Source organism: Geobacillus subterraneus, from assembly GCF_001618685.1.
Lineage (GTDB): Bacteria > Bacillota > Bacilli > Bacillales > Anoxybacillaceae > Geobacillus > Geobacillus subterraneus.
The window spans coordinates 3,362,954-3,389,186 of the sequence record NZ_CP014342.1 but is presented as its reverse complement, the minus strand read 5'-3'; the positions used below and the strand labels follow the sequence as shown (position 1 = coordinate 3,389,186).

Genomic DNA, 26,233 nt, shown 5'->3' with positions numbered 1-26,233 from the left:
TTCGGTGAAGAGGCTGGGGAGATCTCCGTCCAACAAAAAAGAGGAGAGGCGTTTCCTCTCCCCTTATTGTACCGTTACGGAAAAAAATCGCCAAAGTGGCCGAACTGGGCGAGCACATCGTACGCAAGCCCCGGCGCCCAACCGATCGCCAACGTCCCGAGCGCGCAAACGACTACGGCGGTCGACAGCCCGGCCGGCAAACGCCGCAATGGCGCGAGGGAAGCCGGGCGGAAAAAGAGCTGGACGAGCAAGTTGAAATAGTAGACGTACGAGATGACGGTCGTTACCGCCATCACCGCAGCGAGCACGTAATGGCCCGGCTCGGTGACGACAAGGCCGATGAACAAATAGAGCTTGGCGATAAATCCGGCTGTCCCTGGAATGCCGGCGAGCGAGAGCAAAAACAGCCCGAGCGCTGCAGCCAACAGCGGGCGGTGCCGGTATAAGCCGGCGAGTCCGTCCAAATCATCGGATCCGGTTTCGTTCACAATATGCGCCACGATGGCAAACGCCCCGATGTTCATAAACACGTAAGCAAGCAAGTAAATCCAAAGCGAATCGATCATCGCCCACGACATGGCGGCAAACCCGGCGAGCAAGTAGCCCGCATGGGCGATGCTCGAGTAGGCAAGCAGCCGCTTTAAGCTCCGCTGCCTTAGCGCCACAACGTTGCCGATGATCATCGTCAGCCCGGCCAGCACGGTGATCACTGGCTGCATCGATAACAAGAGCGACGACGGATCCCGGCCTTCTGCCGGCGCGGCGGCAAAAATCGTCACAAACAGGCGGAGGAGAAGAACAAAACCGGCCGTTTTCGACACGACGGAAAAAAACGCTGTCGCCGGAACGGGCGCCCCTTCGTACACGTCCGGCGCCCACATATGGAACGGGACGGTCGCCAGCTTAAACGAAACGCCAATCAGCAATAGAAGGAAGGCCAAACCAAGCATGTACGGCTCGTTCGTCTCTTGCAGCTGGCGCGCGATATCGCCGAGCTTCGTCGTCCCGGTCAAGCCGAACACGTAGCTCATGCCAAACAGCATGATGGCGGTGGCGATGCCGCCGTTAATGACGTATTTCAGCGCGGCCTCGTTTGACGATGTGGCGGTTTTGCGCAAGCCGGCCAAAATGTACGACGATACGGTCAACAGTTCAATGCTGACGAACAAGGTCAGCAAATCGCCGCTTGATGCTGTCATCATCGCTCCAAGCAACGCAAACAGCATCATATAGGCAAATTCCCCGCGGTAGCGGCTCCCTTCTTTCGGCGCCCACTCAGCGACAAGAAGAAGCGCGAGCGCCCCGCCGGCTAATAGGATGAGCTTGAACGCTTTCGCAAACCCATCCAATCGGAACGTATCATGCAAAATCGAAACCGGCTCGGCTGGAATCATCACCGCCGTCGCGATGAGCGCGAGCACCGCGCCAGCGGCGGCGCCCCAGGCGAGCGGACGGCGGCTTCGCTCCTTCGGCATGGCCAAATCAACCAACAGCAGCACAACCGCCGCCGCGAGGACGATCCATTCGGGTGCCATCATGCTCCAATTCGCTTGCCATACATCATTCATGTCGATCAACCCCCTAACCCGTTCATCATCGTCTCTATCACGGCAGCAAGCGGCCCAGCCAATAGCTGCGGATACACGCCGACCACCACGATCAAGGCGACGAGGACGAACGCCGGCACGGCTTCTTTCGCTTGCAAATCGATGGCGGTCCCCCGCGGCTCGCTTAAACTCGCTGCAGATTCTTGCGGTCCGCGCAGATTGAACGGCGATTCATATCGCTCGCGGGCGCGGCCGAATGTGATGTCAAGAATGGCCCGCAGCGAATAAACGGCCGCGAAAATCAACCCGAGTGCCCCAGCCGCCGCGAGGGCCGGCTTCGTTTCAAACAGTCCAAGGAAAGCGGTAAATTCGCCGACAAATCCGGCAAGCCCCGGCAAACCGAGCAAGGCGAGCGCCGCCGTTAACAAATATCCGGAAAAAAGCGGCATCGCTTTCGCCAGCCCGCCAAGGCGGCGAATGTCGGTCGTGCCGACCCGGTTGGCGAGAACGCCGACGAGTAAAAACGACAAGGCGGCGATGAGCCCGTGGGCGACCGACTGGAACACCGCCCCTTGAATGCCGGCCTCATTGAGTGCGCCAAGGCCGACGAGCACGACCCCCATATGCGATACGCTCGAATAGGCCAGCACATGTTTCAGCTCGCGCTGCCGAAGCGCCAACAGCGCGCCGTATAGAATGTTAATGACCCCGAGCACGGCGATGGCGCCGGCAAACGCGCGAAACTCATCCGGAAACAGGCCGATCCCGAAACGAATCATCCCGTATGCCGCAATTTTCAACAATACTCCGGCGTGAAGCATCACGACCGGCGGCGGCGCTTCAACGTGAACGCGGATGAGCCAGCGATGAAGCGGAACGGCTGGCAGCTTGAAGGCGAACGCCAGCAGCAACCCGCCAAGCAGCCAGTGCCGCGCCTCTGACGTCAGCGGGGCGATCAGCTGCCCTTCGGCGATCGGATTATGTAACATGTCACGGAGCAACGCGAAATTCGCCGTTCCGGTGCGGGCGACAAGCACGGCGATCACCACGAGCAACAGCGCCGAGCCGAGCCCGTTGTACAGCAAATAGCTGTACGCCGCCCGTTCGCGCTCAAAGCCGCCCCATTTGCCGACGAGCAAAAACATAGCGACAAGCGTCACCTCTAAGAAGAGGAAAAACCAGATGAAATTGGCGGCGGCAAACACGCCCAGCATGCCGATCTCCAGCGCAAGCAGCCACATAAAATATCCTTTTTTCTCCACTTTGACAAGCAAGGACGCGACAGCGGCCAACGTCCCGAGCACGGCGGTCAGGACGATAAACAGAAGCGACAGTCCGTCGATGCCAAGCTCATAGCGGATCACATACGCCGCGTCCGTGAAAAACGGGAGGTCAGCAAGCCGCACCCAATCGTGCGCTTCATCGAGCTGCTCAAGACGGAAGCCGCGCCCCGCCTGAATGAACGCGAACAACGCCAGCAATAACGGCGGCACGGTGGCAGCCGTCCCGAGCCATTGAATCATTTTTGCATCCGTTCGGCGGACAAACGCCAGCAACATGATGCCTAACAACGGCGAAAAGACGAGCAGCGACAAAAAGCTCATAGCCAGTCCCCCCCTGTCAACGCGAAGATGACGACCAAAATGGCCAATCCGGCCACCGTCACCGCCCCGTACGTCTGCGCTTGCCCGTTTTGCCCGCGCGATCCGGCGGAAGCGGCGGCGCTCACCGTGCCGGTGACAAGCCGAACGAGCCCTTCCACAAGGTAACGGTCGACATACGCCAACAGGCGGCTAATGAATGACACAATCGCCACAACGGTCCACCGGTAAAGGTCGTCAATGTAATAGTGGCGGCGCAACAATTCGTACCCGTGCGGCGCACGTGCGGACAACCAGTCGCGCGGCACGGTCCGCTTTCCGTACATGAGCCAGGCAAGGAAAATTCCCGCAAGCGACACGATCGTCGCCACAACCGCGATCCATCCGGGCGCCGCTTCATGATGGTACGCCCCGTCGGTCAGCCACTCGCCGAGAAACGAGCCAAACCAAGGGGTTTGAATGTACCCGGCAGCGACTGATAATACGCCGAGCACGACCATCGGCCCGACCATCGACATCGGCGCTTCATGGACGTCGCCATCATGGCGATGTCGCGCCTCGCCGGCAAAGACGAGGAAAAAGAGCCGGAACATGTAAAATGACGTCAACAGCGCTGCGGCGACCGCCAGCCAAAAGAGCTCGACCGGTCCGTTCGCCCAAGCGGCGGCTAAAATTTCATCCTTGCTGAAAAAGCCGGCAAACAGCGGAACCCCGCTGATCGACAGCGCCCCGACAAGAAAGAGCGGCGCGGTCCACGGCAACCGCCGCCAAAGCCCGCCCATTTCTTCAATGTTTTGCGTATGGACGGCGTGAATGACGCTGCCGGCGGCCAAAAAGAGCAACGCTTTGAAAAAGGCGTGCGTCGTTAAATGGAAGATGGCGGCGACATAGCTGCCCGAGCCGAGCGCGAGCATCATATAGCCGAGCTGGCTGATCGTCGAATAGGCGAGGACACGTTTAATGTCCGTCTGCACCAGGCCGATCGTCGCGGCAAAAATCGCCGTCCCCCCGCCGATCACCGCCACGGTCATCATAGCAGCTTCGCTTGCCTCATAGAGCGGGAACAGCGCCGCTACGAGGTACACCCCGGCCGCCACCATCGTCGCGGCGTGGATGAGCGCCGACACGGGCGTCGGGCCTTCCATCGCATCCGGAAGCCACGTATGGAGCGGGAACTGCCCGGACTTGCCGATGGCGCCGATGAAAATGAGGATGGCCGTCAGTGCCGTCATGCCGGGCGACAGCGTGCCGTCGCCAACGGCGCGGAAAATGTCGTCGTAATCAAAGCTTTTCGTCTGCCAAAACAAGAGCAGCATGCCGATAAAAAAGCCGACATCACCGATGCGCGTCATAATAAACGCCTTTTTCGCGGCCGCTTTTGCTTCTTCTTTGTAGAAGTAAAACCCGATCAGCAAAAACGACCCGAGCCCGACGAGCTCCCAAAAGATGTACGCCTGCAACAAGTTCGGCGACAGCACAAGCCCAAGCATCGCAAACGTAAATAACCCTAAATACGCATAAAACGTCGAAAACCGCTCATCCCCAGCCATATAACCTTGCGAATAAATGTGAACGAGCCAGCTGACAAAAGCGACGACAACGAGCATCCATGCGTTTAACGCCGTAACGGAAAACCCGACCGTCAACGTCACGTCACCGATCTCCATCCACGTCCAGTTCGCTTCATGCGTCGCTCCGCCGAGGCGGCCGGCCAGCACGCCGAGCGCCGCAAGCAGCGACAGAAACGTGGCAGCGATGCCGACATAGGCGCTCGCTTTCTTCCATTTCCGCCCGAACAACAGCAGCAAAACAAACGAACAAAGCGGGAACAGCGGCACAACCCAAGCCAGGTTCATCATCTTTCCCCATCCCCTTTTCTAATGTTTCAATGAATTGGCTTCATCGACTTGAACCGTTTTGCGGTTGCGGTAAAAGGCGATGAGTGCGGCCAAGCCGACAGCCGCCTCCGCTGCCGCTACGGCGATCGCAAACAACGCGAACACGTGGCCGTGAACGCCGGGATGGGCGCCGTATTTGGCAAAAGCGACGAAATTGATGTTGACCGCATTTAACATCAGCTCGATACAAATGAGCACAATGACCGTATTTCGTTTCGTGAGCGCCCCGTACAGCCCGATGCAAAACAAGATGAGCGCCAACGCCAAATACGCTGATAATGTCATTCGTCTTCCGCCTCCTTGCCGTCTTTTCTCGCCAGCACGATCGCCCCGATCAAGGCGACAAGCAAAATGACGGACACGATTTCAAACGGGATCGTATAATACGAATACAGCCATTTGCCGATCTCCCTCGCGTTATCGGCCGGAAGCGCGCTGCCATCGGCGCCGAAATCGAGGCGGCGGATGCCGAAGTAAACGGCAAGGCCAAAGGCGAGAACCGAGAGGGCGGCGGCCGCTTTATGCCAAATGCCGCCTGTCGTTTGACGCTCCTTGTCATCGGCGTGATGACGCGTCAGCATGATCGCAAACAGCATAATGATCGTGATGGCTCCGGAATAAATGAGCACTTGAACAACGGCGACGAACTCGGCGGAAAGAAGGACGTACAGCCCGGCGATGCCTAAAAACGTCATGACGAGAGCGATGACCATGTGAACGACGTTCGTCAGTTGAAGCATCGTCACCCCGCCGGCAATGGCCGCAAGGGCGAGCAGGAAAAAAGCAATGTCGGTTCCGCTCACGGCTTATTCTCCCTTCTTACGTTCGTGTCGTTTTCATCGAGCCAGGTCAAATCTTTATACAGGGCATCACGGCTGTATTCAGCGAGTTCGAAGTTGTTCGTCATAACAATCGCTTCTGTCGGGCAAACTTCCGTGCATAAATCGCATAAAATGCAAATTTCAAAGTTAATGTTGTACGTCTCAATCACTTTCCCTTTTTTCGTCGGATCAGGATGTTTTTTTCCGGTCAGCTGAATGCATTCCGTCGGACAAATGTTCATGCACTGATTGCAGACGATGCATTTTTCCGGATAAAACTTTTGGATGCCGCGAAACCGGTCCGGGAGCGGGAGCGGCTCGTGCGGGTAATCGTACGTCACCTTTTCGCGCGTCAACTCTTTTAACGTATACGCCAATCCTTTCACTAACCCGATCATCCGTCTACCCCTCTCGTGGGAAAATAGCGTTCCGGCACGGCCTCTTTCTTTAGAGCAGAGAAGCCGTGCCTATGGATAGCGGCCGCCTCCCCAGCCAGGCGGGCGCCTCGTTTCTTCTAGAAGAACAACGATTTTATCACGGCCGTCAACACGATGTTGACGAGCGAAAGCGGGAGCAGCACTTTCCAGGCGAACTCCATCAGCTGATCGGCGCGCACGCGCGGGAACGTCGCGCGAAACCAGATGAGGACAAAGACGATGGCACAAAATTTGAGCGCAAACCAGACTGCGCCGGGAATCCAGCCAAGAAACGCAACCGGGTGCCAGCCGCCCAAAAACAAAATCGTCGTCAAGGCCGACATCGCAAACAAATACACATACTCGGCGAGCATAAAGAACGCCCAGCGGAATCCGGAATATTCGACGTGAAATCCGGCGACAAGCTCGGACTCCGCCTCCGGCAAGTCAAATGGCGTCCGGTTCAATTCAGCCACCGCGGCAATGAGGAAGATCAAAAATGCCAGCGGCTGGGCGAAAAGGAACCAGACGTCTTTTTGCGCGTTGACGATGTCGACCAAGTTCATGCTTCCAGCCAAAAGCACGACGCCAAGCGCCGACATGACGAGCGGAATTTCGTATGAAATCATTTGCGCTGCCGCGCGCATGCCGCCAAGCAGAGCATATTTGTTGTTGGATGCCCAGCCGCCGGCGACAACGCCGACCGTCGTCAAACCGGAAACGGCGATATAATACAAGAGGCCAACACCGATATCGGCAAACCGGAACGCGTCGGTAAACGGCAGCACCGCCAACACCATAAATGACGGCGTAAAGGCGATGATGGGCGCCAACACGTACAGCGGGCGGTCAGCCGCTTTCGGAATCGTATCTTCCTTCAACAGCAGCTTCAATACGTCAGCGACCGTTTGCAGCAATCCAAGGCGGCCGCCCACTTGGTTCGGGCCGATGCGCCCTTGCATAAATCCCATCACTTTCCGTTCCGCTAAAATGCCGTATGTGACGAACCCGAGCACGACCGCCAACAGCAGCGCCCCGAGCCCGAAAAAGACGGCGACATTCGTCCAGCTTGGCGCCGATTCGAGCCATTGTTCCATCATCCGTCGACCTCCCCGAGCACAATGTCAATCGATCCGAGAATGGCGATGACGTTGGCCAAATTTTCCCCTTTCAGCAGCTTCGGGAGTATTTGCAAGTTGTAAAACGACGGGCGCCGGAATTTGAGGCGGTACGGCTCTTTTTTGCCGTCGCTCGCAATATAGCAGCCGATCTCGCCGCGCGGCGCTTCGATGCGGACAAATGTCTCACCCGGCGGCGCCTTAATGATGCGCGGCACTTTGCCTATAATCGGCCCGTCGGCCGGAAACTGCTCGCACGCCTGTTCAATAATGCGAAGGGACTGTTCAATTTCCGCCATCCGGCATTCGTAACGGGCAAGACAGTCGCCGCCCTCGCGCACCGGCACATCGAAATCAAACCGGTCATAGATGGAATACGGCTCATCTTTGCGCAAATCCCATTTGACGCCGGTCGACCGCAAGTTGACCCCGCTTAACGAATAGCTGATCGCTTCTTCTTTCGTGTACCGCCCGACACCGGTGACGCGTTCGCGGAAAATCTCGTTGCCGGTGACAAGGTCATGGTAGCCGGCGAGCTTTTCCCGCATGTACGGGACGAACTGCTTCACTTTGTCGATCCAGCCGTCCGGCGCGTCCCACTTGACGCCGCCAATGCGCATATAGTTGAACGTCAGCCGCGCTCCGGACAGCTCATTTAATAGATTAATAATCATTTCGCGCTCGCGGAATGCGTACAAAAACGGGCTTGTCGCGCCGAGGTCAAGCAAATACGTCCCCCACCAGACGAGGTGGCTGGCAACTCGCCCGAGCTCCATCGCAAGGACGCGCAAATACTCGGCCCGTTCCGGCACTTCAATGCCCATCATCGTTTCGACCGCATGGCAAAGCACATAGTTGTTCGTCATCGCTGACAAATAGTCCATTCGGTCGGTATACGGGATGATTTGCGTGTATTGCAGCCCTTCGGCGATCTTCTCCGTCCCGCGGTGCAAGTAGCCGATGACCGGCGTCGCCTCTTGGATGATTTCGCCGTCAATTTTTAAAATGAGGCGAAACACCCCGTGCGTGCTCGGGTGCTGGGGGCCGACATTTAAAATCATCTCTTCTGTGCGCAGCATCGTTTACACCTCCGCATCATACGGCTCGTAATCTTTGCGCAGCGGATGCCCGACCCATTGCTCTCCTAGGAAGATGCGGATTAAATTCGGGTGGCCGCGGAATCGGATGCCAAGCAAATCGTACGCTTCGCATTCCGGCCAGTTCGCCCCCGGCCAAAGCGGGACGAGCGAATCGATTTCCGGGTTGTCGCGCTCGATTTTCACTTTGAGCGCCACCGGCTGCCGGTTCGGATACGAATACAAGTGGACGTACACTTCCATATGCGTTTGAAAATCGGTTCCGTGCAGCTCGGACAAATAATCAAACCAGAGCTGCTCATTGTATTTCAAAAACTCGGCCACTTTGTAGTACGCCTCTTTGTTAACAACAAGCGTCGGCACGTCTTTCGCCAGCCGGTTGATATAGGCGTCTTCGAGCACATCCGGCCCAAGATGTTCCTGAATGACGCGGACATATTTTTGCAGCAGCGGATCGTTCGGCGACGGGGAAGACGGCTGTTCCGTTCCGCCGTCAGCGCCAGCGGCTTTCGCCTTCGCCCGGGCGGCGGCTGCTGCTTTTGCCTTCGCGGCGGCTGCTGCCTTTTGTTTCGCCGCGTCATCATCGGCGGCGTCGCCTTGTTGCTTCGCCATGGCGGCAGCCCGCGCTTTCGCCGCAGCGGCAGCTTTCGCCTTCGCGGCGGCTGCCGCTTTTTGCTTCGCCAGCTCGTCGTCGCTTCCCGCCGCTTCAGCGGCCTTTTGTTTAGCCAACGCCGCCGCCTTCGCCTTCGCCGCGGCGGCGGCCTTTTTCTTCGCTAACTCGAGGTCTTCTTCCGCCGCCCCTCCGGACGCCGCTGCCTCGCGCTGCCGGCGCAGTTCGGCCGCCTTCGCTCGCGCTGCTTCCGCCGCTTTTTTCTTCGCCGCCTCAAGGTCGTCGCCTGTCGCCCCTCCGGACGCTGCCGCCTCGCGCTGCCGGCGCAGTTCAGCCGCCTTCGCTCGCGCTGCTTCCGCCGCTTTTTTCTTCGCCGCCTCAAGGTCGTCGCCTGTCGCCCCTCCGGACGCTGCCGCCTCGCGCTGCCGGCGCAGTTCGGCCGCCTTCGCTCGCGCTGCTTCTGCCGCTTTTTTCTTCGCCGCCTCAAGGTCGTCGCCTGCCGCCCCTCCGGACGCCGCTGCCTCGCGCTGCCGGCGCAGTTCGGCCGCCTTCGCTCGCGCTGCTTCCGCCGCTTTTTTCTTCGCCGCCTCAAGGTCGTCGCCTGTCGCCCCTCCGGACGCCGCTGCCTCGCGCTGCCGCCGCAGTTCAGCCGCCTTCGCTCGCGCTTCTTCCGCCGCTTTTTTCTTCGCCGCCTCAAGGTCGTCGCCTGTCGCCCCTCCGGACGCCGCTGCCTCGCGCTGCCGGCGCAGTTCGGCCGCCTTCGCTCGCGCTTCTTCCGCGGCCCGTTTTTTCGCTGCTTCGAGGTCTGCGGGTGATGCCGGCTGCGCTGCGCCCGACTCTTCCTTTACCGGGCGGGTGGACGAATCCGAAGGCGTTTTCAAATCGCTGTCCGGAGCGCCGCCTTGGCCAGCGGCTGACTTGGCCTGTTCGGCTGCCTGCTTGGCGGCCAGCCGTTCACGCGCCAGCTGCTTCGCCCGCTCGGCTGCTTCTTTTTTTCGCTGGGCCAAATCTTTTTCCTCATCCATCGGTTACAACACCTTCTTCCCTGTTTTGGCTTCCAAGCGGATTTTTTCTTTTAATTTATGGATGCCGTAAATCAGCGCCGCAGGGTTCGGCGGACAGCCGGGTATGTACACGTCGACCGGGACAATTTGGTCAACCCCTTTCACGACGCTGTACGATTTGACGTACGGTCCGCCCGCCGTCGCGCACGACCCCATGGCGATCACCCATTTTGGCTCCGGCATTTGATCATACAGCCGGCGCAAAAGCGGCGCCATTTTTTTCGTCACTGTTCCGGAGACGATCATGACGTCTGATTGCCGCGGCGAGGCGCGGAAAAATGAGCCGAACCGGTCAAGGTCATAATGGGCGCCGCCGACGGCCATCATCTCAATCGCGCAACAGGCAAGGCCGAACGTCAGCGGCCAGAGCGAGTTGCTTCGCGCCCATCCTTTTAACTGTTCCAGCGTCGTAAAAAACACGTTTCGCTTTACTTCTTCCATCTCGGCGAAAGTTAAACCATCCCATTTTACATCCATCGTAACACCTTCTTTTTCCAGGCATAAATGAGGCCAATGGCAAGCAAAACGATGAAAATGATCATTTCCACTAAAGCAAACAGGCCGAGTTGATCGTAGACGACCGCCCACGGATATAAAAACACCGTCTCGACGTCAAAAATGACAAATAACAAAGCAAATAAGTAATAGCGGACTTGGAACTGGATGCGCGAGTCATGAAACGGAATGTTACCGCTTTCATAAGTCGTCGCCTTCATCTCGTTCGGTACGTTCGGGCGCAGCCATCGTCCGGCCGTAAGCGCCCCGATCGGCAGCAGCACGCCGAGGCAAAGAAAGACAAAGACAATCAAATAACTGTTGGCGTAAATGTTGCTCAACAAGCTCGCCCCCTTCCTGGTTTACTACATACGTATGATGTTAATGGTGAAATTTTTAAACAATTCCTTCGATTTCATTATAACATTTATATCCAGCCGTGTCAGCAACACTTCGGGTTATCACTGCCAACACTGTAGGAAATCGTGAAACGCAGCCACACCTTGTTCGATTGACGCGCCAAGCGCAGACAGCATGCTCTTCTCCCCATTTGGTCCAAGGCGAATCAGGCCCCCGACAGCCCCCTTGATGCCCAATGGGATGGTTCGAGTCGAGTTTTCACCGAACGCTTACGCCGCCTACGCTCACGCGTAGAAGCGGGGATCTGCCCGGTTTAGGATAATAAAAAAAGCAGAGAAGCGTTTGCTTCTCTGCTTATCTCGTTTCAGCAACGTTCAAGCGATTCAAGGCGCGTTTTAACGCCAGTTCGGCCCGCTTGAAGTCAATATCATCCTGCTGGCTTTGCAGGCGGCGTTCCGCCCGTTCTTTCGCCGCTTTGGCGCGGAGGACATCGATGTCTTCCGCCCGCTCAGCCGCTTGGGCCAAAATCGTCACTTTGTCCGGGCGGACTTCTAAAAAGCCGCCGCTGACCGCAACATAGTCCGTCTTGCCGTCCTTTTTCAGACGGGCTGCGCTAATCTCAAGCGGAGCGACAAGCGGAATGTGCCCCGGCAAAATACCGAGCTCGCCGCTTTTCGCCTTCACGCTTACCATCTCCACATCGCCTTCGTACACCGGGCCATCAGGAGTGACCACGCTCACATGGATCGTTTTCATTGTCCAATCCCCCTATCCCGGGTCACACTGCGACACCCATAGCTTTCGCTTTTTCGACAACTTCTTCAATGCGGCCGACTAAGCGGAACGCATCTTCCGGAAGGTGGTCGTATTTGCCCTCCAAAATTTCTTTAAAGCCGCGCACCGTTTCCTTAACCGGCACGTACGAACCCGGTTGGCCCGTGAACTGTTCCGCCACGTGGAAGTTTTGCGACAAGAAAAACTGAATGCGGCGGGCGCGGTGGACGACGAGCTTGTCTTCGTCCGACAGTTCGTCCATCCCTAAGATGGCGATAATGTCTTGCAATTCTTTATAGCGCTGCAGCGTTTGTTGCACGCGGCGAGCCACTTGGTAATGCTCTTCGCCGACAATTTCCGGCGCCAATGCCCGCGATGTCGACGCAAGCGGGTCAACGGCCGGATAAATCCCCATCTCGGCGAGCTTCCGCTCAAGGTTGGTCGTCGCATCCAAGTGCGAGAACGTCGTTGCCGGAGCCGGGTCCGTATAGTCGTCGGCCGGGACGTAAATCGCCTGGATCGAGGTGATCGAGCCTTTGGCCGTCGACGTAATCCGCTCCTGCAATTGACCCATCTCCGTCGCCAATGTCGGCTGATAACCAACAGCTGACGGCATACGGCCTAACAACGCCGACACTTCCGAACCGGCCTGCGTGAAGCGGAAAATGTTATCGATAAAGAGCAGCACGTCTTGCCCTTGCTCATCGCGGAAATATTCGGCCATCGTCAAGCCGGTCAACGCGACGCGCATCCGCGCGCCCGGCGGCTCGTTCATTTGCCCGAACACCATGGCCGTTTTGCTGATAACGCCGGAATCTTTCATTTCATGGTACAAGTCGTTCCCTTCGCGCGTCCGTTCCCCGACGCCGGCGAAGACGGAAATCCCGCCGTGCTCTTGGGCGATGTTGTGGATCAGCTCTTGGATCAAGACCGTTTTTCCTACGCCGGCACCGCCGAACAAGCCGATCTTACCGCCTTTAATATACGGGGCAAGCAAGTCGACGACTTTAATCCCTGTTTCCAAAATTTCGACTTCCGTCGCCAATTCCTCGAATTTTGGCGCCGGACGGTGAATCGGGTCGCGGCGGGCTTCAGCCGGAATGTCATCTTGCAAATCGATCGGCTCGCCTAAGACGTTAAAGACGCGGCCGAGCGTGACATCGCCAACCGGAACCGAGATCGGCGCACCGGTGTCCACCACTTCCATGCCGCGGATCAACCCGTCGGTGGACGCCATCGCGATCGTCCGTACCGTATCATCGCCAAGGTGCAAGGCGACTTCCAATGTCAAGTCGATGTCGACTTCGTTTTCGTTGCGCGCTTGATGTTGAATTTTCAGGGCGTTGTAGATGGCCGGCAAGTGACCGTTTTCGAACTTGACGTCTACAACCGGACCCATGACTTGAATAACGCGTCCTCTTGTCATCGTTTTCCCTCCTAACTTGCTAGTCCGCTATTGCAAGGCGTTTGCCCCGGCGACAATTTCTGTAATTTCTTGCGTGATCGAAGCTTGGCGAGCGCGGTTGTAGGAAAGCGTCAACGTGCGAATGAGTTCGTGCGCGTTGTCGGTCGCGTTCTTCATCGCTGTCATCCGGGCGGCGTGTTCGCTCGCTTTCGCATCGAGCAACGCGCCGTAAATGAGGCTCTCCGCATATTGCGGCAATAAGACGTCCAAAATTTCTTCTTGCGACGGTTCAAATTCGTATATCGTGCGCTTCTCGTTATCAGCCAAATCGGTGAGCGGAAGCAGCTTCCGTTCCGTCACATCTTGCTGGATCGCGCTCACATAATGGTTATAGTACATATACAGTTCATCAAACGTGCCGTCGGCGAACAATCCGACCGTTTTGTTGGCAATTTCTTTAATATCGGCGAACGACGGCTGATCCGGCAAGCGGGTAATGTCAAGAATGACCGGCATGTTCCGTTTGCGGAAAAAGTTTAACCCGACGCGGCCGATGACGATGATCGCATACTCATCCGGGGAGGAGTGGCGCGCTTGAATCGTCTGGTAGACGGTGCGCAACACGTTGCTGTTGTATGCTCCGGCCAAGCCGCGGTCCGACGTAATGACCAAATACCCCGTCTTTTTCACCGGGCGCGAAACGAGCATCGGGTGGGAAGCGCCGCCGGCGCCAAGTGCGACGTTGGCCACGACTTCCTGCAGTTTTTCCATGTATGGAATGAACGACTTCGCGTTTTGCTCCGCGCGGTTTAATTTCGACGTCGAGACCATTTCCATCGCTTTCGTAATTTGGCTCGTTTTTCTCGTCGAGTTGATGCGCGTTTTAATGTCGCGTAACGATGCCAAAGGTTTCACCACCTTTTTGCTGCACGAGATCTAACAGGCGCGGGGGCCGAACGCCCCCGTCAGCCTTATTGGGAAACGACAAACGTTTTCTTGAACGCTTCGATCGCTTTATTGAAATCTTCCTCGTTCGGAAGGTCTTTCGTCGTACGGATGTGTTCAAGCAAGTGCTGTCCGTTTTGGTCAAGCCACAAGAAAAATTCTTTTTCAAAACGGCGCACGTCTTCGACCGGAATGTCATCCAAAAAGCCGCGCGTCAAAGCGTAAATGATGGCGACTTGCTTTTCGACCGGAATCGGTTGGTGCAAGTCTTGTTTCAGCACTTCAACCGTGCGCGCCCCGCGGGCAAGCTTCGCTTGCGTCGCTTTATCGAGGTCGGAACCGAATTGGGCGAACGCTTCTAATTCACGGTATGCCGCCAAGTCGAGACGGAGCGTCCCCGATACTTTTTTCATCGCTTTAATTTGCGCGGCACCACCGACGCGCGAAACGGACAGCCCTGCGTTGATCGCCGGGCGGACGCCGGAGAAGAACAAGTCCGATTGCAAGAAAATTTGTCCGTCCGTAATCGAGATGACGTTCGTCGGGATGTAGGCGGAGATGTCGCCCGCTTGCGTTTCGACGAACGGAAGCGCGGTCAAGGAGCCGGCGCCTTTGGCATCGCTCAATTTCGCTGCGCGCTCAAGCAGGCGGGAGTGCAGGTAGAAGACATCCCCCGGGTACGCTTCACGGCCTGGCGGACGGCGAAGCAACAGCGACAGCTCGCGGTACGCAGCGGCTTGCTTCGACAAGTCGTCGTAAACGACTAAGACGTGTTGGCCTTTGTACATGAAATACTCGCCCATCGATACGCCCGCATACGGCGCCAAGAACAAGAGCGGAGCCGGCTGCGACGCCGAAGCGGTGACGACGATCGTATAGTCAAGCGCGCCGTGTTTGCGGAGCGTTTCGACAACCGTACGAACCGTCGATTCTTTTTGCCCGATGGCGACGTAAATACAAATCATATTTTGGCCTTTTTGGTTGATGATCGTGTCAATCGCAACGGACGTTTTCCCGGTTTGCCGGTCGCCGATGATGAGCTCGCGCTGTCCGCGGCCGATCGGCACGAGCGCGTCGATCGCTTTAATCCCGGTTTGCAGCGGCTCATGTACCGATTTCCGATCCATAACGCCCGGCGCCGGGCTTTCGATTGGACGCGTTTCCGTCGTTTCCACCGGACCTAGGCCGTCGACTGGCTGGCCGAGCGGGTTGACGACGCGACCGATGAGCGCCTCCCCGACTGGCACTTCCATAATCCGTCCGGTACGGCGCACTTCGTCTCCTTCTTTAATGCCGGTGTACGGACCTAAAATAACAATACCGACGTTGTTTTCTTCCAAGTTGAGCGCCATGCCCATGACGCCGTTGGCGAATTCAACGAGCTCGCCGGACATGACGTTATCAAGCCCGTGAACGCGGGCGATCCCGTCGCCGATTTGGATGACGGTGCCGACGTCGCTCACTTGGATTTGCGATTCGTAGTTTTCAATCTGCTGCTTAATGAGCGCGCTAATTTCTTCCGCTCTAATGCTCATGCCTTTCACCCCTGTCTCCAAATGTTAACTAATGAGCTGCCGCTGAATCCGTTCCAGCTGTCCGCTGACGCTGCCGTCATAAATGCGGTTGCCGATGCGCAACTTCACACCGCCAATGAGTTCCGGGTCGACGATATTTTCAATGCGGAGCGTCTCTTTGCCCACCTTTTTGGCAAATACGTCAGAAAGCGCCTGCAGTTCTTCATCCGTCAACGGCCGTGCTGAATAGGCGATCGCCTCGGCGATGCCGCGCGCGTCGTTAGCGAGGACGATAAACTGCTCGGCCAGTTCGGGCACAAGGCCGAAGCGATGGCGCTCAAGAAGAAGCAAAAGCGTATGTTGCACCGGAGCGGAAATGCCGGCAAACGCTTCGCGAACGAGCGCTTTTTTCTTGTCTAAGGAAAGTTTCGGATTGGAAAGAAGCGATAAAAACTCGCCGTTTTCCACCAACGCTTGGCGCACGGCGCGAATGTCTTCCTCGATCTTGTCCAGCTGCTGCTGTTCAAGCGCGATTTGAAACAGAGCGGATGCATACCGTTTAGCGATCACTTCTTGGTTCATCGCGCTCCTCCTACCTCTTGCACGTCTTTAATGTACGCTTCAATCAGCTTGCGCTGGTCTTGTTCGGTCAATTCTCTTTCAATCACTTTCGAAGCGATGAAGACAGACAACGACGCCACTTGTTCGCGAAGCGCGGCCATCGCCTGTTCTTTTTCGCGCTCGATTTCTTGTTTCGCCGCTTCTTTTACCCGCTCCGCTTCCGCACGGGCCGAGGCGACGATTTGTTCCTTTTGCTCTTCGGCGAGCTTGCGCGCATTTTCAATGAGCGTTTGCGCTTCCTGGCGCGATTGCTTCATCAGTTCACGCTGTTCTTCAAGCAGTTTTTCCGCCTCTTGGCGGCGTTTTTCCGCTTGGTCAATTTCATTGGCAATATGCTCTTCGCGTTGTTTCATGACGCTCATAAGCGGTCCCCAGGCAAATTTGCGAAGCAAAAGCATCAACAAAATAAACGCGACAAGCTGAAAAATGATGTCCCCGGTGTTGACCGCTCCATGCCCAGCCGCTGCGCCGAGCGCCGCTGTTTGTAATGCTGCCAACATATTTTCGTTCACTCCTTTCGGCCGTTGCGTCTTGACCGAACATTGCTGATCGGTCGTCCCTCTATATCAAGGCATACATAAAGCAATGGCGAAGGTTCTTATCGAATGATCTTCGCCATCATGACTTTGACCTTTCTTTTTGCTGAAGGCGCTTGTTAACATTCCGTTAACAAGCGCTCCCCATTTGTTATCTTCCTTGTACCATAAACGCGATAACGACCGCGATGATCGGAATCGCCTCAACAAGCGCAACCCCGATAAACATTGTCGTTTGCAGCATGCCGCGCGCTTCCGGTTGGCGTGCAATTCCTTCTACTGTACGAGAAACGATTAAACCGTTACCGATACCCGCACCAAGTGCGGCAAGACCAATAGCAATTGCTGCAGCTAATACACCCATCTGAAGAATCCTCCTTATTAACTAAAAAGTTGATTTATTTTTTAAAAATAGTAAACAGAACATGGATCAAGATGAAGATTAATGATCATGGCTAACTTTATGCGCCATATATACCATTGTTAACATGGTGAATATGAATGCTTGAATGGCCCCGACGAAAATACTAAACGCTTGCCATACCATCGTCGGAATGATCGCGGCAATCGTTCCTCCGACACCGGTGGCCAGCCCCCCGACAAGCAATGCAAGCAAAATTTCGCCGGCAAAAATGTTTCCGTAAAGACGGAGACCAAGTGTCAATGTATTGGCGAATTCTTCAATGATCTTGAGGGGAAACATAAACCACATTGGGCTTGCAAACCCTTTTAAGTATTCGGAAGCGCCGCGCAGTTTAATGCCGTAGTAGTGGGAAAGGGCTACAACCATCACAGCCAACGTCAACGTAATAGCCGGATCGGCTGTCGGTGATTTCCACCATAATTCATCATGGACGACAACGGAGAATGGAAGACCTAACATGTTGGCGACAAAAACATACATAATTAACGTTAAACCGAGTAAATGAAAACGCCCCCCTGTTGCCCAGTCCATGTTGCTTTTAATGATTCCTTTCACAAAATCGACAACCCACTCGATAAAATTTTGCAATCCTGTCGGCCTCATCGAAAGATTACGCGTTGCCGCAATGGCAATAGCCAGTACAATGACGCAAGTGATAGTCACCATTAATACGTTGGCCAAATTAAATGTAAGACCAAACAATTCATAAAGTGGCGCTTTATGATCCATTATCGCTCACCTCACTTTCTATGCAGCTGATTGATCATTATGTAAAAAATGATTTACTACCAACAAAATATACGGGGTGGATAGGCCGATCACCGCCGGCACCACCGACAAATGTTGGGGGTAACGGGACACAAGAAAGGCAACCGCCATCGCCAACGCAAAACGGATCATTGTCCCAAGCGACGGAGGGCGACGCCCTTCAGCGACCGCTTCTCCGACCTTTCTTACACGCCGAGCCAACAGCCGTATGCTGTACCATCCTGCCGCTGTACCGACGAGCAGACTAAAAAACCACCCTTCATACTTTGTCCATATCGCCCCTAATGCATAACAAGCCATCAAGATGAACAGTTGGTTTTGAATTCGTTTGATGATCGTATCGAGCATGGCTCCTTATTCCTCAAAAAAGCGTCGGACTGTTTTCAGCGTGGCAAAAACTCCTGCCGCTAAACCGAGCAACAGGCCAATAATTAGAAAAATCGGCTCACTGTCTAATTGCCGGTCGGCCCATCTTCCACCGAACAAACCGACTAACGTGCAGCCGACAAGTTGTGATGTAATTGCCGACATCAACCCGATCGCTCGAAACGGGTGGCGGTCATTTTTTTTCATAGACCATATACCCCACTAAGTTGATAACAAGAGTAGTTTTAGACAGTGAAAACCCTCTCAACATATCCCCTGTAAAGCATACAATACCAATAGGTTCATGTCAATGTATTTCCACACAAAACCTCATTAACACAGGGCAAATATTAATAATTTGTGACAATTTCTCATTTTCTTTTCACAAATATCATGTATAATGGTATATTTTATTTTTAGCTGCTCTTTCTGCCTGACTTGGCCGTTCAGCTTCCCGCCATAGCAGGCGGCGTCGCAGGTAATCATAACGCAAGAAGGTTTCCATATGTATGCCGAAAAAGGGTGTCCCGGCCATGCGGGCACCCTTTTGTTCGCCGTATGCGCGGCGTCTTGTTCAGTTGACTGTCATTTTGTTCCAAACAGCCGGTCGCCGGCATCGCCGAGGCCGGGGACGATATAACCGTGGTCGTTCAGCCGCTCGTCAAGGGCGGCGATGTAAATGTCGACGTCCGGGTGCGCCGTTTCCACCGCCTTGACCCCTTCCGGCGCCGCGATCAGGCACATAAACTTAATGCTTTTCGCCCCCCGCTTTTTCAACGCTTCGATCGCCGCCACTGCCGAGCCGCCGGTCGCGAGCATCGGATCGACGATGATGAAATCGCGCTCTTCGACATCGCTTGGCAGCTTGACGTAATATTCCACTGGCTTGAGCGTTTCCGGATCGCGGTATAGGCCGACGTGGCCGACTTTCGCTGCCGGGATGAGCTTCAAAATGCCGTCCACCATGCCGATACCGGCGCGCAAAATCGGGATGACGCCTAGCTTTTTGCCGGCGATGACTTTCGCTTTCGCCCGGCTGACAGGAGTTTCGATCTCCACTTCCTCAAGCGGAAGGTCGCGCGTAATTTCAAACGCCATCAGCGTCGCCACTTCTTCAACGAGCTCGCGAAATTCTTTTGTACCTGTATGCTTGTCGCGAATGTACGTCAGTTTATGCTGGATGAGCGGATGGTCAAATACATACACTTTTCCCATGGGTCATCTCCTCTTCCGTATGTATGGCAGTACACTTCTATACATTCTACTGGAAAACGGGCGCCCGTTCAACTGTTGAAACAAAGGAAAAGGCACACTGCCGAACCGATCATTGGCAGTGTGCCTCGCCCATTCTGAGCCGAGAAGACCCCCATGTCTACATGTGAACGCAGACGGGAGCGTTCCATTGCCGTTGTCTCCTTAGTCTTGGTAGAGCGGGAATTTTTCCGTCAAAGCGGCGACGCGTTGGCGCGCTTCTTCAAGCGCCTGTTCATTATCTTTGTTTTTCAGCACGAGACCGATAATGGCGGCGATTTCATCCATTTCTTCCAAGCCGAAGCCGCGCGTCGTGACCGCGGCCGTCCCGATGCGGATGCCGCTCGTGACAAACGGGCTTTCCGGATCATATGGAATCGTGTTTTTGTTGACGGTAATGCCGACTTCATCCAATACTTTCTCCGCTGTTTTCCCTGTCAGCTGCTGCGGGCGCAAGTCAACAAGCAGCAAATGGTTGTCCGTGCCGCCGGAGACAAGGGTGAACCCTTCTTTTTGCAAGGCGTTCGCTAAGCGCTGGGCGTTGTCGATGATGCGCTTGGCGTACACTTTAAAGTCCTCTTGCAGCGCCTCGCCCAACGCGACTGCCTTCGCAGCAATGACATGCATGAGCGGGCCGCCTTGAATGCCAGGGAAAATCGATTTGTCGATTTGTTTCGCAAACTGCTCTTGGCATAAAATCATCCCGCCGCGCGGGCCGCGCAATGTTTTATGCGTTGTCGTCGTGACAAAGTGGGCGTACGGCACCGGATTCGGATGAAGACCTGCCGCAACAAGACCGGCAATATGGGCCATATCGACCATTAAATAGGCACCGACTTCATCAGCGATTTCCCGAAACTTGGCAAAATCGATGACGCGCGGATAGGCGCTGGCGCCGGCGACGATCAGCTTCGGCCGATGGAGGCGCGCTTTTTCGCGCACATCGTCATAGTCGATGACATGCGTTTCCGGATCGACGCCATATTCGACAAAGTTGTACTGGATGCCGCTGAAATTGACCGGGCTGCCGTGCGTCAAATGTCCGCCATGCGACAAGTTCATGCCGAGCACGGTGTCGCCGGGCTTGAGGACGGTGAAATAGACGGCCATGTTCGCCTGCGCTCCGGAATGCGGCTGGACGTTCACATGCTCTGCCCCGAACAACTGCTTCGCCCGTTCACGCGCCAAATCTTCGACCACGTCGACGTACTCGCAGCCGCCGTAATAGCGTCGGCCCGGATAGCCTTCCGCATATTTGTTCGTCAATACCGATCCTTGCGCTTCCATGACGGCGCGGCTGACGAAGTTTTCCGAAGCGATCAGCTCGATTTTCGCGTGCTGCCGCTTCCGCTCTTGTTCGATGGCCGCGAACACTTGCGGATCTTGTTGTGGCAAGTAGTTCATCAATAGCTCCCCCTTACACAAAATTCAGTGAATATCCGTTTTTATTTTATCAGCTTTCACCGGACAAATCCAAAGAAAAAGTGAATAAAATGACTAGAAAGTGCAGGAATCATTCGGATTTTCCAACGAATAGACAGCGCGGGCGCCGCCGATCAGCTTCGGCCGTGTTTTCGCCAACGTCACATGCGCCGCTCCGACTTGCTTCACCGGGACGCGCACGGGGACGACGACCGGCTTCAAATGCATGCCGATGAGCGTATGGCCGATATCGATCCCGGCGTCGGCGCGAATCGCCTCGACGACGACCGGATCCGCGAGATTTCGATAGGCGTAAGCGGCCATCGCTCCCCCCGCCTGCGGCACCGGAACGACGGAAACGACCTCCAGCCCGTGAGCGCGCGCCGTCTCCCGCTCAACGACAAGCGCCCGGTTTAAATGTTCGCAACATTGAAACGCCAGCTCAATGCCGGTTTCACGCCGCCACGCCTCAAGCTCGGCAAAAAGCATGGCGGCGACATCCATCGACCCGGCCGTGCCGATTCGCTCGCCAAACACTTCGCTCGTGCTGCAGCCGACCACCACAATGTGGCCGCGGCCAAGCGGCGCCTGTTCGCGAAACGCGCGCAAGATGGCTTGCCATTGTTGCCGCCATTCGGTCAATGGTGCGTCCATGGCCATCCCCCCCTTATTGATGCGCCGATATATCGGCAATTTTTGCGAAACGATGCGCCTTTTATTTTTTACAAATGTTCGTTTTCATAATCGGCGATTTTGTCGATCCGCCGCGCGTGACGGCCGCCTTCGAATTCTGTCTCGAGCCACGCTTTCGCGATCTCACGCGCCAAGCCAGGGCCGATCACGCGCTCCCCCATCGCGAGGATGTTGCTGTCGTTATGCATGCGTGTCAGTTTGGCGCTGTAAACATCATGACAAAGGGCGCAGCGCACCCCTTTCACTTTATTGGCGGCGATCGTCATGCCGATGCCGGTCCCGCAAATTAAAATGCCGCGGTCAAACTCGCCGCGCGCCACTTTTTCAGCGACCGGGAGCGCGTAATCCGGGTAATCGACCGACGTTTCACAGTCGCAGCCAAAATCGGTATATTCGATGCCCATTTCATCAAGAAGGGCTTTAATTTCTTCACGGATACGAATTCCGCCATGGTCGGAAGCAATGGCCACTTTCATGTTCGTTCGTCTCCTTTCTGTTCGCTCTGCCCCTTGTCTCTCGGAGCGGGCGTTTCATCGATACCCTATCACATGATGCTAGCGCGGTTTTTTTGTTTCCGGCAGCGAAGTCGACAGCGTGTTTGTCGGTGCGCCTGTCATGTTAACTGGCGCGAAAACGGGCGACCGCTGCCTGCAGCTGTTCCGCCTGTTCGACGAGCTCGTTGGCCAGCTTGTGCACGTCGCCGATCGCTGCCGTTTGTGCCCGCGTCGCCGCCGCGACTTCGAGCGCACCGGCGGATGTCTGTTCGGCAATCGCTGCCACTTCTTGCGCCTGTGCAGCGGCTCGCCCCATATGCACCATCTGATTTTTCGCCAACCCGGCGATCTCATGGACGGCGCGGATCAATTCATCCGCCGACGCCGTCATGGCCGCAATGGCCGCGTTCGTGCGCTCCCCTTTGGCCGCCGCAGCGTTGGAAGCGGCTACTTGCTTGTCCATTTGTGCCACAACATGGGCGACTTCGTTTTGAATGTTGCCGACGAGTTCAGCGATTTGCTTGACCGCTTTAGCGCTTTCATCGGCTAGTTTGCGCACTTCTTCAGCCACAACGGCAAAGCCGCGGCCATGCTCGCCGGCGCGGGCGGCTTCAATCGAGGCGTTGAGCGCCAGCAAGTTCGTTTGCTCGGCAATATCGGTGACAAGCAACGTAATATTGCCAATTTGTTTGGCGTTTCCTTCAAGCTGTTTGACGACTGCCCGCGACCTTTCTTGATCGTCGGCGAGCTGTCCGATGCCGTCGACAAGGGAACGGATCGCATCGCAGCTCGCTTTGAGCGTTTCTGCCATCGCCTGCGCGGATTGTTCGGCGCGCTCGGCCGTCCCTTTCACTTGCTCGGCGATGGCAAGCACATCTTCGACCGCCGCGGCTGCCGCCTGCGTCGCTTCAGCCGAGGCCGCTGCCCCTTTGGAGATGTCGTCAATCGTCGCCGCGATGTCGTGCGCACGACCCGCCGCCGCCTCAGACGCTTCTTTTATCTCTGCCGTCTTTTCGTTCGTGCGCACCGCGTTTTCTTCAATGTTGGCGACGACCGCGCGCAAATGGCCGAGCATGCGGTTGAAAGCGACAGCAAGCGAGCGGATTTCGTCATTGGACGGAGGGAGCGGGACGTCCGCTTCAATGTGCCCGCCGGCTGCCTTCACAGCGGCTTCTTCGAGGCGTTGCAGCGGCCTCGTAATCCAGCCGGCCGCGACATAGGCGAGCACCCCCGACCAAAAAATGCCGAGCAGCAGCACAATAATCGTGAACACGCCTTTATTGAACGATGCAAACCACCAATCGTACAACACATACAAGAACAAGGCGCTCGTTGAATATGTAATGAGCGCCAGCGCCGTCGTAAAGACGACAAGCTTCAGGCGCAAACCAAACGAACGATCTGTTCCCCCCATCGTTTTTCCCCTCACCGATCATGTCAGATCATTGTCTCTCTTGCAATTTTTCCGCCAAGCGGTCAATGAGCGCCGCCAACTCATCGCGCGCCGCCCGGTACGCCTCGACCGGGCCGCCGAACGGATCGGCGATGTCACCGTCTGTTCCTGAAGCGAACTGTTTTAACGTAAACGTTTTGTCTTTCGCCTCCGGAAAACGGCCAATGATCATCTCTTTATGGCCGGACGTCATCGCCAACACATGCGTCGCCCAATCAATATGCTCTTTTTTTAACGGCGAGGAACGGTGGGATGCGTCAATCCCCTTTTCTTTCAGCACCGTTTTCGCATGGGCGGACGCCTCGCTTCCTTCCGCAGCAAACACCCCAGCCGATTTCACCTCGACACCGGGCAGCTGCTTGCTCTCAAGCAATGCCGCTGCCATCGGGCTGCGGCACGTATTGCCTGTGCAGACGAACAAAATGCGGTACGACATGACAACCACCTCTTCACAACAATGGCCTACCACCAATATACCATAGGAAAAAGAGCAAAAAAAAGCAGGCAGTCCGCTTTTTCCCACGTAAATGAAAAAGCCGGCATCGCCTGCCCCGATTTTTCACGAAAAGAGCAGCTTCAGCCCGAACGCGAGCAAAATGCTGCCGCCGAGCGCTTCGCTGTATGAACCGAGCCATTGCTGAAAATGGCGGCCCACCAACAGCCCGATCCAAGTCAATACCGTGCTGAATAGGCCGAACAGAAGGATCGTCACCATCGTCCGCGCCCCGAAAATGCCAAGACTTAGCCCGACCGAAAAGCTGTCGAGGCTAACGCTGAACGCAAAAAAAAGCAGCCCCGCCCCGCGCGGAAACAACGGTGACCCGTCTCCCCGCTGAAACGATGTAACGATCATTTGCCCGCCCAGCCATAATAGCAACAGCCCGCCCGCATAAGTAGCGATGCTGCCGAACTCGCGCGACAAAAAGCGGCCGACTGCCATGCCGACAAGCGGCATAAAAATATGAAACAAGCCGATCGTGAGCCCAATATAAAAAATTTGCCGAAGCCGAAGACGCAACAGCCCCATTCCTAGAGCGACCGAAAATGCGTCCATCCCTAGCGCCAGCGCCATTAGCGACAGCGCGATCATTTCGCCGATTAACGCGCCCATTCCCCTTCCCTCCCGGACTGGCCTTACTGCTAACATATGCACGTCCAGAATCGTTTAGAAGCAAACTGGTCATACAGGGGGAAAGACGGCTTCATGTGCAGAACGGCGAAAAGAAAAAGGGTGCCGCAACACAATGAGACCCCCTTTTTCACCGCTCTATATACACATCAAATGGATTCGTTTCACTAGCAGATGACCTTTTGCGTCAGCTTCTTTGCGCTTTAGCCAACGGGCGCTTTCGTTTCCGCTATTCGCGAATGACGCGCCCGCCGGCTGCTTTCTTCAACCGGTTCATGATCGCAACGCCGATCCCTTCTTCTGGAAACGCCTCGCTGTAAATGAGGTCGACGCCCGTCTCATCAAATCGGCGCAGCGTATCGTACAGGCGATGGGCGACCGTTTCGAGCTCGCGGCGCGTCCCGCACGCCAACACGACATCAGCGGCATAACGGCTTTTATTTTCTTCAGTCGTCAGCACACCGACGGTTTTTCCCCCCGCCCGGCTTTCATCGACAAGCTGCTGCAACAACGACGGCGGGCCGGAGACGATCGAAAGCGGCGCTTTTGGCGCGTAATGCGTATATTTCATCCCCGGCGCTTTCGGCGCTGTCTGTTCATCTCCCATGCCGACGGCCTCCTCAACGCGGCCGACCGCTTCGCTCAGCGCCTCCTTCGTCACCCCGCCCGGGCGCAAAATCGTCGGCACCTCCCCGCTGCAATCGAGCACAGTCGATTCGACGCCGATGCCGGTCGGCCCGCCATCAATCACCCCGGCGATGCGCCCGTTTAAATCGGCGAGCACGTGGGCGGCCGTCGTCGGGCTCGGTTTTCCTGACCGGTTGGCGCTCGGAGCGGCAAGCGCCAAGCCGCTCGCCTCGATCAAGGCGAGCGCCAGCGGGTGATCCGGCATGCGCACCGCCACCGTCGGCAGCCCAGCCGTCACCCGTTCAGACACCGCTTTGGCCCGTTTTGGCAATACTAACGTGAGCGGCCCCGGCCAAAACCGCTCCATCAATGTTTTCGCCATCGGCGGGATCGCTGCGGCGATCGCTTCCACTTGCGCTACGTTCGCGACGTGAACGATGAGCGGATTGTCGCTCGGCCGCCCTTTGGCGGCAAAAATTTTGCCCACCGCTGCCGTATTGGCCGCATCCGCCCCTAAGCCGTACACCGTTTCCGTCGGGAACGCCACCACTTCCCCGGCCCGCAGCCATTCGGCCGCCTCTTGTATTTGTGGATAAATTTGCTGTTTATCAACAATATTATCCACAGTCCAAACACGCGTTTTCAATCGTTTCACCTTCTCTATCGTCTTGATTCGCCTTGAAGATAGCGGCTTTGTCCGGAAGCGCTGAACCGGTTTTCGCCGCCCGTCCATAGTTACGCACAAGTTGTGAATAAATCTGTTATTTTTGTGGATAACTTTGTG

The 26,233-nt window shown here is 56.1% G+C and carries 29 protein-coding genes; all 29 read right to left on the bottom strand.

The annotated features are described in order from the left end of the window. Positions 1 to 74 precede the first annotated feature (74 nt). Entirely contained in the window at positions 75 to 1,568 is a 1,494-nt protein-coding gene (gene nuoN / locus GS3922_RS16535) for an NADH-quinone oxidoreductase subunit NuoN (RefSeq protein WP_063167208.1), read from the bottom strand. A gap of 5 nt (positions 1,569 to 1,573) precedes the next feature. After that, a complete protein-coding gene (locus tag GS3922_RS16530; protein WP_063167207.1) occupies positions 1,574 to 3,151 on the bottom strand; it encodes an NADH-quinone oxidoreductase subunit M in 1,578 nt (525 codons plus the stop codon). Then, positions 3,148 to 5,007 carry an NADH-quinone oxidoreductase subunit L gene (gene nuoL, locus GS3922_RS16525; RefSeq protein ID WP_063167206.1) on the bottom strand — a complete coding sequence of 620 codons (1,860 nt, stop codon included), beginning with the start codon at positions 5,005 to 5,007 and terminating at the stop codon, positions 3,148 to 3,150. The genes GS3922_RS16530 and nuoL overlap by 4 nt, the downstream gene beginning before the upstream one ends. An 18-nt stretch (positions 5,008 to 5,025) precedes the next feature. Beyond that, the gene (gene nuoK, locus GS3922_RS16520; protein WP_020961496.1) at positions 5,026 to 5,331 is read right to left on the bottom strand and encodes an NADH-quinone oxidoreductase subunit NuoK; all 306 of its coding nucleotides are present in this window, start codon (positions 5,329 to 5,331) and stop codon (positions 5,026 to 5,028) included. Then, entirely contained in the window at positions 5,328 to 5,849 is a 522-nt protein-coding gene (locus GS3922_RS16515) for an NADH-quinone oxidoreductase subunit J (RefSeq protein WP_063167205.1), read from the bottom strand. Before GS3922_RS16515 ends, nuoK begins: the two co-directional genes overlap by 4 nt. Next, complete coding sequence (nuoI, locus tag GS3922_RS16510) at positions 5,846 to 6,265, bottom strand: NADH-quinone oxidoreductase subunit NuoI (RefSeq protein ID WP_063167204.1); 420 nt, start codon at positions 6,263 to 6,265, stop codon at positions 5,846 to 5,848. The genes GS3922_RS16515 and nuoI overlap by 4 nt, the downstream gene beginning before the upstream one ends. A 116-nt stretch (positions 6,266 to 6,381) precedes the next feature. Next, positions 6,382 to 7,383 (bottom strand): NADH-quinone oxidoreductase subunit NuoH, encoded by a 1,002-nt coding sequence (gene nuoH, locus GS3922_RS16505; protein WP_063167203.1) that lies wholly within the window; start codon positions 7,381 to 7,383, stop codon positions 6,382 to 6,384. Further along, on the bottom strand, positions 7,380 to 8,480 hold the full coding sequence (locus GS3922_RS16500; protein WP_063167202.1) for an NADH-quinone oxidoreductase subunit D: 1,101 nt from the start codon (positions 8,478 to 8,480) through the stop codon (positions 7,380 to 7,382). Before GS3922_RS16500 ends, nuoH begins: the two co-directional genes overlap by 4 nt. 3 nt (positions 8,481 to 8,483) lie before the next feature. Further along, positions 8,484 to 10,133 (bottom strand): NADH-quinone oxidoreductase subunit C, encoded by a 1,650-nt coding sequence (locus GS3922_RS16495; protein WP_063167201.1) that lies wholly within the window; start codon positions 10,131 to 10,133, stop codon positions 8,484 to 8,486. A gap of 3 nt (positions 10,134 to 10,136) precedes the next feature. Continuing rightward, entirely contained in the window at positions 10,137 to 10,649 is a 513-nt protein-coding gene (locus GS3922_RS16490) for a NuoB/complex I 20 kDa subunit family protein (RefSeq protein ID WP_063167200.1), read from the bottom strand. Next, complete coding sequence (locus tag GS3922_RS16485; RefSeq protein ID WP_063167199.1) at positions 10,640 to 11,008, bottom strand: NADH-quinone oxidoreductase subunit A; 369 nt, start codon at positions 11,006 to 11,008, stop codon at positions 10,640 to 10,642. The genes GS3922_RS16490 and GS3922_RS16485 overlap by 10 nt, the downstream gene beginning before the upstream one ends. A 373-nt stretch (positions 11,009 to 11,381) precedes the next feature. Then, positions 11,382 to 11,783, bottom strand: a complete 402-nt coding sequence (locus GS3922_RS16480) for a F0F1 ATP synthase subunit epsilon (protein WP_063167198.1) — start codon at positions 11,781 to 11,783, stop codon at positions 11,382 to 11,384. Positions 11,784 to 11,805: 22 nt separating this feature from the next. Further along, positions 11,806 to 13,227, bottom strand: coding sequence for a F0F1 ATP synthase subunit beta (atpD, locus tag GS3922_RS16475; RefSeq protein ID WP_063167197.1), 1,422 nt, complete (start codon positions 13,225 to 13,227; stop codon positions 11,806 to 11,808). Positions 13,228 to 13,254: 27 nt separating this feature from the next. Beyond that, positions 13,255 to 14,112 carry an ATP synthase F1 subunit gamma gene (gene atpG, locus GS3922_RS16470; RefSeq protein WP_063167196.1) on the bottom strand — a complete coding sequence of 286 codons (858 nt, stop codon included), beginning with the start codon at positions 14,110 to 14,112 and terminating at the stop codon, positions 13,255 to 13,257. A gap of 65 nt (positions 14,113 to 14,177) precedes the next feature. Beyond that, positions 14,178 to 15,686, bottom strand: coding sequence for a F0F1 ATP synthase subunit alpha (gene atpA, locus GS3922_RS16465; protein ID WP_063167195.1), 1,509 nt, complete (start codon positions 15,684 to 15,686; stop codon positions 14,178 to 14,180). Between the two features lie 24 nt (positions 15,687 to 15,710). Then, the gene (locus tag GS3922_RS16460) at positions 15,711 to 16,247 is read right to left on the bottom strand and encodes a F0F1 ATP synthase subunit delta (RefSeq protein WP_063167194.1); all 537 of its coding nucleotides are present in this window, start codon (positions 16,245 to 16,247) and stop codon (positions 15,711 to 15,713) included. Continuing rightward, complete coding sequence (gene atpF / locus GS3922_RS16455; protein WP_063167193.1) at positions 16,244 to 16,786, bottom strand: F0F1 ATP synthase subunit B; 543 nt, start codon at positions 16,784 to 16,786, stop codon at positions 16,244 to 16,246. The genes GS3922_RS16460 and atpF overlap by 4 nt, the downstream gene beginning before the upstream one ends. Positions 16,787 to 16,973: 187 nt before the next feature. Further along, a complete protein-coding gene (atpE, locus tag GS3922_RS16450) occupies positions 16,974 to 17,186 on the bottom strand; it encodes a F0F1 ATP synthase subunit C (RefSeq protein ID WP_003253662.1) in 213 nt (70 codons plus the stop codon). Between the two features lie 78 nt (positions 17,187 to 17,264). Then, positions 17,265 to 17,975: a F0F1 ATP synthase subunit A gene (gene atpB / locus GS3922_RS16445; RefSeq protein ID WP_063167192.1), complete on the bottom strand. Its 711-nt coding sequence runs from the start codon at positions 17,973 to 17,975 to the stop codon at positions 17,265 to 17,267. An 18-nt stretch (positions 17,976 to 17,993) separates the two neighbouring features. Continuing rightward, a complete protein-coding gene (locus tag GS3922_RS16440; RefSeq protein WP_063167191.1) occupies positions 17,994 to 18,362 on the bottom strand; it encodes an ATP synthase subunit I in 369 nt (122 codons plus the stop codon). Positions 18,363 to 18,368: 6 nt separating this feature from the next. Then, entirely contained in the window at positions 18,369 to 18,587 is a 219-nt protein-coding gene (locus tag GS3922_RS16435; RefSeq protein ID WP_063167190.1) for an AtpZ/AtpI family protein, read from the bottom strand. Positions 18,588 to 18,965: 378 nt separating this feature from the next. Then, a complete protein-coding gene (upp, locus tag GS3922_RS16430) occupies positions 18,966 to 19,595 on the bottom strand; it encodes a uracil phosphoribosyltransferase (protein WP_020961512.1) in 630 nt (209 codons plus the stop codon). Positions 19,596 to 19,796: 201 nt separating this feature from the next. Then, complete coding sequence (glyA, locus tag GS3922_RS16425; RefSeq protein ID WP_063167189.1) at positions 19,797 to 21,035, bottom strand: serine hydroxymethyltransferase; 1,239 nt, start codon at positions 21,033 to 21,035, stop codon at positions 19,797 to 19,799. Positions 21,036 to 21,128: 93 nt separating this feature from the next. Then, positions 21,129 to 21,707 (bottom strand): TIGR01440 family protein, encoded by a 579-nt coding sequence (locus GS3922_RS16420; protein ID WP_063167188.1) that lies wholly within the window; start codon positions 21,705 to 21,707, stop codon positions 21,129 to 21,131. A 68-nt stretch (positions 21,708 to 21,775) separates the two neighbouring features. Further along, entirely contained in the window at positions 21,776 to 22,222 is a 447-nt protein-coding gene (gene rpiB, locus GS3922_RS16415; RefSeq protein ID WP_020961515.1) for a ribose 5-phosphate isomerase B, read from the bottom strand. A gap of 142 nt (positions 22,223 to 22,364) precedes the next feature. Beyond that, positions 22,365 to 23,654, bottom strand: coding sequence for a methyl-accepting chemotaxis protein (locus tag GS3922_RS16410; RefSeq protein ID WP_063167187.1), 1,290 nt, complete (start codon positions 23,652 to 23,654; stop codon positions 22,365 to 22,367). Positions 23,655 to 23,682: 28 nt separating this feature from the next. Further along, positions 23,683 to 24,129, bottom strand: coding sequence for a low molecular weight protein arginine phosphatase (locus tag GS3922_RS16405; RefSeq protein WP_063167186.1), 447 nt, complete (start codon positions 24,127 to 24,129; stop codon positions 23,683 to 23,685). Between the two features lie 123 nt (positions 24,130 to 24,252). Continuing rightward, positions 24,253 to 24,804, bottom strand: coding sequence for a manganese efflux pump MntP (locus GS3922_RS16400; protein WP_020961518.1), 552 nt, complete (start codon positions 24,802 to 24,804; stop codon positions 24,253 to 24,255). Between the two features lie 247 nt (positions 24,805 to 25,051). Further along, positions 25,052 to 26,095 (bottom strand): L-threonylcarbamoyladenylate synthase, encoded by a 1,044-nt coding sequence (locus GS3922_RS16395; protein WP_063167185.1) that lies wholly within the window; start codon positions 26,093 to 26,095, stop codon positions 25,052 to 25,054. Between the last annotated feature and the right edge of the window lie 138 nt (positions 26,096 to 26,233).

Bases quoted from the DNA above. Each gene is read 5' to 3' on its own strand.
- nuoN (WP_063167208.1), bottom strand. From the start codon at position 1,568: ATGAATGATGTATGGCAAGCGAATTGGAGCATGATGGCACCCGAATGG.
- GS3922_RS16530 (WP_063167207.1), bottom strand. From the start codon at position 3,151: ATGAGCTTTTTGTCGCTGCTCGTCTTTTCGCCGTTGTTAGGCATCATG.
- nuoL (WP_063167206.1), bottom strand. From the start codon at position 5,007: ATGATGAACCTGGCTTGGGTTGTGCCGCTGTTCCCGCTTTGTTCGTTT.
- nuoK (WP_020961496.1), bottom strand. From the start codon at position 5,331: ATGACATTATCAGCGTATTTGGCGTTGGCGCTCATCTTGTTTTGCATC.
- nuoI (WP_063167204.1), bottom strand. From the start codon at position 6,265: ATGATCGGGTTAGTGAAAGGATTGGCGTATACGTTAAAAGAGTTGACG.
- nuoH (WP_063167203.1), bottom strand. From the start codon at position 7,383: ATGATGGAACAATGGCTCGAATCGGCGCCAAGCTGGACGAATGTCGCC.
- GS3922_RS16500 (WP_063167202.1), bottom strand. From the start codon at position 8,480: ATGCTGCGCACAGAAGAGATGATTTTAAATGTCGGCCCCCAGCACCCG.
- GS3922_RS16495 (WP_063167201.1), bottom strand. From the start codon at position 10,133: ATGGATGAGGAAAAAGATTTGGCCCAGCGAAAAAAAGAAGCAGCCGAG.
- GS3922_RS16490 (WP_063167200.1), bottom strand. From the start codon at position 10,649: ATGGATGTAAAATGGGATGGTTTAACTTTCGCCGAGATGGAAGAAGTA.
- GS3922_RS16480 (WP_063167198.1), bottom strand. From the start codon at position 11,783: ATGAAAACGATCCATGTGAGCGTGGTCACTCCTGATGGCCCGGTGTAC.
- atpD (WP_063167197.1), bottom strand. From the start codon at position 13,227: ATGACAAGAGGACGCGTTATTCAAGTCATGGGTCCGGTTGTAGACGTC.
- atpA (WP_063167195.1), bottom strand. From the start codon at position 15,686: ATGAGCATTAGAGCGGAAGAAATTAGCGCGCTCATTAAGCAGCAGATT.
- GS3922_RS16460 (WP_063167194.1), bottom strand. From the start codon at position 16,247: ATGAACCAAGAAGTGATCGCTAAACGGTATGCATCCGCTCTGTTTCAA.
- atpF (WP_063167193.1), bottom strand. From the start codon at position 16,786: ATGTTGGCAGCATTACAAACAGCGGCGCTCGGCGCAGCGGCTGGGCAT.
- atpE (WP_003253662.1), bottom strand. From the start codon at position 17,186: ATGGGTGTATTAGCTGCAGCAATTGCTATTGGTCTTGCCGCACTTGGT.
- atpB (WP_063167192.1), bottom strand. From the start codon at position 17,975: ATGGATCATAAAGCGCCACTTTATGAATTGTTTGGTCTTACATTTAAT.
- GS3922_RS16440 (WP_063167191.1), bottom strand. From the start codon at position 18,362: ATGCTCGATACGATCATCAAACGAATTCAAAACCAACTGTTCATCTTG.
- GS3922_RS16435 (WP_063167190.1), bottom strand. From the start codon at position 18,587: ATGAAAAAAAATGACCGCCACCCGTTTCGAGCGATCGGGTTGATGTCG.
- upp (WP_020961512.1), bottom strand. From the start codon at position 19,595: ATGGGAAAAGTGTATGTATTTGACCATCCGCTCATCCAGCATAAACTG.
- glyA (WP_063167189.1), bottom strand. From the start codon at position 21,035: ATGAACTACTTGCCACAACAAGATCCGCAAGTGTTCGCGGCCATCGAA.
- GS3922_RS16420 (WP_063167188.1), bottom strand. From the start codon at position 21,707: ATGGACGCACCATTGACCGAATGGCGGCAACAATGGCAAGCCATCTTG.
- rpiB (WP_020961515.1), bottom strand. From the start codon at position 22,222: ATGAAAGTGGCCATTGCTTCCGACCATGGCGGAATTCGTATCCGTGAA.
- GS3922_RS16410 (WP_063167187.1), bottom strand. From the start codon at position 23,654: ATGGGGGGAACAGATCGTTCGTTTGGTTTGCGCCTGAAGCTTGTCGTC.
- GS3922_RS16405 (WP_063167186.1), bottom strand. From the start codon at position 24,129: ATGTCGTACCGCATTTTGTTCGTCTGCACAGGCAATACGTGCCGCAGC.
- GS3922_RS16400 (WP_020961518.1), bottom strand. From the start codon at position 24,804: ATGGGCGCGTTAATCGGCGAAATGATCGCGCTGTCGCTAATGGCGCTG.